This window comes from Desulfocurvus sp. (genome assembly GCF_023230885.1).
Taxonomy (GTDB): domain Bacteria; phylum Desulfobacterota; class Desulfovibrionia; order Desulfovibrionales; family Desulfovibrionaceae; genus Desulfocurvus.
Genome location: NZ_JALNWM010000220.1, coordinates 1 through 5347, shown reverse-complemented (window position 1 = coordinate 5347; position 5347 = coordinate 1). Strand labels below are relative to the sequence as shown.

Genomic DNA, 5347 nt, shown 5'->3' with positions numbered 1-5347 from the left:
GCTGGCGCTGCTGGCGCTGTGCCTGGCGCTGTGGGCCTGCGCGGGGTCCGGCCCGGCCCTGCGGCCCCTGGCGCCCGGCGCGGTGATCCTGGCCTTCGGCGACAGCCTGACCCACGGCACCGGGGCCCCGGGCCAGGGCTATCCCGAGCGGCTGGCCGCCCTCAGCGGGCATCCGGTGGTCAACGCGGGCATCCCCGGGGAGCGCGCCCGCCAGGGGCTGGCCCGCCTGCCGGGCCTGCTCGCGGCCCACGCCCCGGCGCTTGTGATCCTGTGCCACGGCGGCAACGACCTGCTGCACGGCTCCTCGCGCGCGGCCCTGGGCGGCGAGCTGCGGGCCATGATCGCCCTGTGCCGCCAGGCCGGGGCCGACGTGGTGCTGCTGGCCGTGCCCTCCCCGGGCGTGCTGCTCTCCTCGGCCCGGGTGTACGAGGAGGTGGCCCGGGCCGAAGGCGTGCCCCTGGAGGCCGGGGCCCTGGCCGCCATCCTGGCCGACGCGGCCCTGAAATCGGACATGATCCACCCCAACGCCCGGGGCTACGACCAGCTGGCCCGCGCCGTGGCCGACCTGCTGCGCCGCGAGGGCGCCCTGCCCTGACCGCCACCGGCTGGGATGAACCCGTGGCCGTCCCAGCAGCTGCCGCAGTGCGACGCCCTGCCCTGACCGCCACCGGCGGGGATGGGCAGCGGCCACCGCCAAAGCCAGGGCCCCCGCGCGGAAGCGTTCCGCGCGGGGGCCCTGGCGTCGGGCGGTCGGGGCCCGGCGGCGCGCCGCACTCCCGTTGCGCCGCCGCTCCGGAGGCGCGGCCCTAGGTGTGCGACACCACCTTGCCCAGGAAATCGCGCAGCCGGGGGTTGCGCGGGTTGGAGAAGAATTCGTGGGGCGGTCCGTCCTCCTGGATGACGCCCTGGTCCACGAAGATGACCCGGTCGGCCACCTCCTTGGCGAAGCCCATCTCGTGGGTGACCACGACCATGGTCATGCCCTCGCGGGCCAGGCGCTTCATGACCTCCAGCACCTCGCCCACCAGCTCGGGGTCCAGGGCGCTGGTGGGCTCGTCGAAGAGGATGACCTTGGGTTGCAGGGCCAGGGCGCGGGCGATGGCCACGCGCTGCTTCTGGCCGCCCGAGAGCTGGTCGGGGTAGCTGGCGGCCTTGTCGGCCAGCCCGACTTTGGCCAGGAGCTCCAGCCCGAGCTTCTCGGCCTGCCCGCGCTCCAGGCGGCGCACCTTGCGCGGGCCAAGGGTCACGTTCTCCAGCACGGACATGTGCGGGAACAGGTTGAACTGCTGGAACACCATCCCGGCCTCGGTGCGCACGAGGTTGATGTTGGTGGACGGGTCGGTGATGTCGTGGCCGTCCACCACAACGCGGCCCGAGGTGGGCCGCTCCAGGCGGTTGATGCAGCGCAGCACGGTGGACTTGCCCGAGCCCGAGGGGCCGATGATGCAGACCACCTGCCCCTTGTCCACATGCAGGGAGATGCCGCGCAGGACCTTGAGGCCGCCGAAATTCTTGTGCAGGTTCTCGATGGTGATCACGGCCCCCTCCTAGCGCCTGACCCGCGCGGCCAGACGTTTTTCCACCCGCCGCAGGGCGTGGGCGATGGCCATGGTCATGCACAGGTAGACCAGGCCCACGGTGAGATAGACCTCGAAGGCCCGGAAGTTGACGGCCACGATCTCCTGCCCGGTGCGCAGCAGTTCGCCCACGCCGATGACGGCCAGAAGCGAGGTGTCCTTCAGGCTGATGATGAACTGGTTGCCCAGGGGCGGGATCATGCGCCGAAAGGCCTGGGGCCAGATGACGTAGCGCATGGTCTGGGCGCGGGTCAGTCCGATGGAACGCCCGGCTTCGAACTGCCCGATGTTGATGGACTGCACGGCGCCGCGCACGATCTCGGCGATGTAGGCCCCGGAGTTCACGGCGATGACGACAATGCCCGCGACCAGCGGGGGGATGCGCAGGCCAAGGGCCATAGGCACGCCGAAATACAGGAACATGGCCTGCACGAGCATGGGCGTGCCGCGGATGGTCTCCACATAGGCCCCGGCGAACTTGCGCGCCGCCCAGCCGCGCGAGAGCTTCATCAGCCCCGCCCCGGCCCCGAGGATGAAACCGAAAAACAGCCCGCCAACGGTGATCAGCGCCGTCCACTTCAGCCCGCGCATGAGCATGGGCAGCGTGTCCAGCATGACTCCCGGATCGAAATTGAATGCCATTGGGCACGTCCTTTAATGCACGAAAAAAAACGGGGAAACACGGGGGCGGCACGCGGCCGCCCCCGTCGTTGCGTTGCTGGTCGCTCCCGGGCCTACTTGGGCTCGGTGCCGAACCACTTCATGTACAGCTCGGCGTAGGCGCCGTCGGCGCGCAGCTGGGCCAGGGCCTCGTTGACCTTGGCCACCAGCTCGCTGCCCTTGGGGAAGGCGATGCCGTAGGACTGGCCCTGGTACAGCGGGCCGACCACCTTGACCTGGCCCTTGCCGGCCTTGCGCATGAAGTCGGCGATGACCGGGGAATCGAAGACCACGGCGTCGGCGCCGCCCGAGAGCAGCTCCATGAACATGGCGTCGTTGTTGGGGAACAGCTTCACGTCCTTGGCGCCCGCATTGGCCTTCACGAAATCCTCGGAGGTGGTGCCGAGCTTGGTGGAGACGACCTTGCCCTTGAGGTCCTCGATGCCGGAAACGGCGTTCTCGGAGGACCGGACCAGCACCAGCAGGCCCGCGTTGTAGTAGCCGTCGGAGAAGTCCACGACCTCGGCGCGCTCGGGCTTGATGGTCATGCCCGCGATGCCCACGTCGACCTGGCCGGACTGCAGGCCGGGGATGATGCCGTTGAAGTCCATGGGCTGGAGGTCGTACTCCATGCCGAGCTTCTTGGCGATGGCGTCCCACAGCTCCACGTCGAAGCCGGTGTGCTTGCCGGTTTCGGGATCCTTGAACTCGAAGGGCGGGAAGTTGGTGTCGGTGGCCACGGTGAGCACCTTGGCCGACGCCACGGTGCAGGTCAGGGCCAGGGCCAGGGCGCAGCCCAGGGCGAAGAAACGTTTCACGGCACTCATGGAAAACCTCCTCGAAAAGACGGTGAAGAAACGCGAAGGGCGCACGGCGCCCCCGCGCGGGGTTCCCGGCAGGGATGTTCCTCTATGCCCCAAATCCGGCCCAGCGGCAAGGAAAACCAGGAGTAATATCGTCTTCCATTTCGAGATGTTAGACTCTTTTTTACACGCAAAAAGCCGAAAAAAGGCCCCTTCGGGCCCGGCAGAGGCCCGGCCAAGGCCCCGGGCTCGCACGAAAAAGAGGGCGGCCCGCCCGGGCAGCGATGCTGCTCAGCCAGACCGAGGACCCCGGACTCGCACGAAAAAGAGGGCGGCCCGCCACAGGCGGGCCGCCCAACGTCCTAGGAGGAGGGACGAAGACAAGCCGGAAGACACGGGTCGGCGGGCGAGGGGAAACGGTGACGCAGATGGAAACCCCGCCGGGAAGGAGCGTGTCCGGAAAAACAGGATGCTGCGCTTCCGACACCAGGACCAAAGCAGGAACCGTGCCACAAGGAACGGTTTCCGCCCAGGCCAAGCCGCAAAAATATCCGCTGTAAATCAAGGCGATTGGAGACAGGAAGGCGCCCTCCCGGCACCCTGCCGCCCCCCTCGCCCCCGCCCTGCGCGGCAAAAGCGTCAAGCCCGGATGGACTTTTGTCAAAAAGAACTGGACGCCGCCCCGGTGCGGTGGCGCCTCCGGCTACAGCTCCGGGGGCAGCTCGCCCAGCTCGGCCAGGGTGAACACCGGGCCGTCCACACAGACGTAGCGCGGGCCGATGTTGCAGCGCCCGCACAGGCCGATGCCGCATTTCATGCGCCGCTCCAGGGTGGTCACGATGTCCGTGTCGGCAAAGCCCAGCTCGCGCAGGGCCTGCACGGTGAAGCGGATCATGATCGGCGGGCCGCAGGTCACGGCCACGGCGCCCCGGGCCGGGGGCGACAGCTCGCGCAGCACGTCGGGGATGAGCCCCGTGCGGTGGGTCCAGCCGGGGTCGGGCGCGTCCACGGTCAGGGTCAGCTCCACTCCCGGGGCGTCGGCCCACTGGTCCAGCTCGGCGGCGTAGGCCATGTCGCGCGGGCCGCGCGCGCCGTAGATCAGCCGGATGGCCCCGAAGTCCGCGCGCGTGTCGAGCATGTAGAGCAGCAGCGTGCGCAGGGGGGCCATGCCGATGCCCCCGGCCACGAGGAGCACATCGCGCCCGCGCAGGGCGTCCAGGGGGAAGGCGTTGCCCAGGGGCCCGCGCAGGCCGACCTGGTCGCCCGCGCGCAGGCCGTGCAGGGCCTCGGTGACCTCCCCGGCGCGCATGACCGAACATTGCAGGAACTCCGGGCGCGTGGGCGTGGAATTGAGCACGAAGGTGGCCTCGCCCACGCCGTAGACCGAAAGCTGGACCACCTGCCCGGGGCGGTAGGTGAAGGCCGCCCGGGCCTGCGGGTCGTCCAGGGTCATGCGCAGGGTCTTGATGGCCGGGGTTTCGTCCACCACATCCACCACGGTGGCCGCCAGGGGCAGATAGGGGTTCGCGGCGTCAGTCACTGCCACCTCCCAGCACGGCCAGGACCACCCGGCGGATATCCATGCTCCCGGGGCACAGGCGCACGCAGCGCCCGCAGCCCGTGCAGCCCGGCCCGCCGCCGGGGCGCTGGTCGCGGTTGTAGACGAACTTGTGGCCCAGGCGCTGGCGGTAGCGCAGGCCCCTGGCCGCGCGGGGGTTGTGCCCGCTGGCCTCCAGGGTGAAGCCGTGGGCCATGCAGTGGTCCCAGGTGCGCAGGCGGCGGCCCGTGGCGCCGTGGCGCTCGTCGGTGATGTTGAAACACTGGCAGGTGGGGCAGACGTAGGCGCAGACCCCGCAGCCCACGCAGGAGCGGCAAAGCCCCTCCCAGAAGGCCGGGTCGGCGAAGCGCGCGGCAAAGGCCCCGGGCAGGCCCTCCAGGTCCGGCGCCGGGCCCAGGGCCTGCCGGGCGGCCTGGACGCGCCCGGCGACATCCTGTTCGCGCTCCGGGGCGGCAACGGCGGCGCCCGCCGCCAGCAGCTCCGCGCCGAGCGGCGTCTGGGCCCGGGCCGCGAAGCCGTCCTCCAGGGGGAAGAGCCACACGTCGGCCCCCGGGGCATCGCAGGGCCCGCCGGACCAGTGGCAAAAGCAGGCCGCGTCCAGCGGCCCGGCACAGGCCAGGGCCACCACCGCCGTGGCCGCGCGGCGCGCGGCGTAGTACGGGTCGGCCACGGGCCCGGCGGTGAACACGCGGTCCAGCTCCGCCAGGCCGCGCACGTCGCAGGGCCGCGCGGCGAAGAGCACGGCGGGC

At 70.8% G+C, this 5347-nt stretch carries 6 protein-coding genes; 1 reads left to right on the top strand and 5 read right to left on the bottom strand.

Annotated elements, in window-relative coordinates:
• On the top strand, positions 1-595 hold a 595-nt coding region (locus M0P34_RS13410), incomplete at its 5' end, for a GDSL-type esterase/lipase family protein (RefSeq protein ID WP_291499995.1).
• 211 nt (positions 596-806) lie between these two features.
• Here M0P34_RS13410 and M0P34_RS13405 read toward each other — a convergent pair.
• From M0P34_RS13405 to M0P34_RS13385, 5 genes are all read right to left on the bottom strand, one after another.
• Positions 807-1538: an amino acid ABC transporter ATP-binding protein gene (locus tag M0P34_RS13405; RefSeq protein ID WP_291499993.1), complete on the bottom strand. Its 732-nt coding sequence runs from the start codon at positions 1536-1538 to the stop codon at positions 807-809.
• A 9-nt stretch (positions 1539-1547) separates the two neighbouring features.
• The gene (locus M0P34_RS13400; protein WP_291499991.1) at positions 1548-2219 is read right to left on the bottom strand and encodes an amino acid ABC transporter permease; all 672 of its coding nucleotides are present in this window, start codon (positions 2217-2219) and stop codon (positions 1548-1550) included.
• 92 nt (positions 2220-2311) lie between these two features.
• A complete protein-coding gene (gene glnH, locus M0P34_RS13395; RefSeq protein ID WP_291499989.1) occupies positions 2312-3064 on the bottom strand; it encodes a glutamine ABC transporter substrate-binding protein GlnH in 753 nt (250 codons plus the stop codon).
• Positions 3065-3743: 679 nt separating this feature from the next.
• The gene (locus M0P34_RS13390) at positions 3744-4580 is read right to left on the bottom strand and encodes an FAD/NAD(P)-binding protein (RefSeq protein WP_291499987.1); all 837 of its coding nucleotides are present in this window, start codon (positions 4578-4580) and stop codon (positions 3744-3746) included.
• Positions 4573-5347 (bottom strand): 4Fe-4S dicluster domain-containing protein (locus M0P34_RS13385; RefSeq protein ID WP_291499972.1); only part of this gene is annotated, 775 nt, incomplete at its 5' end. The genes M0P34_RS13385 and M0P34_RS13390, both read right to left, overlap by 8 nt.

Coding starts and splice junctions, on each gene's coding strand:
- M0P34_RS13400 (WP_291499991.1), bottom strand. CDS start 2,219: ATGGCATTCAATTTCGATCCGGGAGTCATGCTGGACACGCTGCCCATG.
- glnH (WP_291499989.1), bottom strand. CDS start 3,064: ATGAGTGCCGTGAAACGTTTCTTCGCCCTGGGCTGCGCCCTGGCCCTG.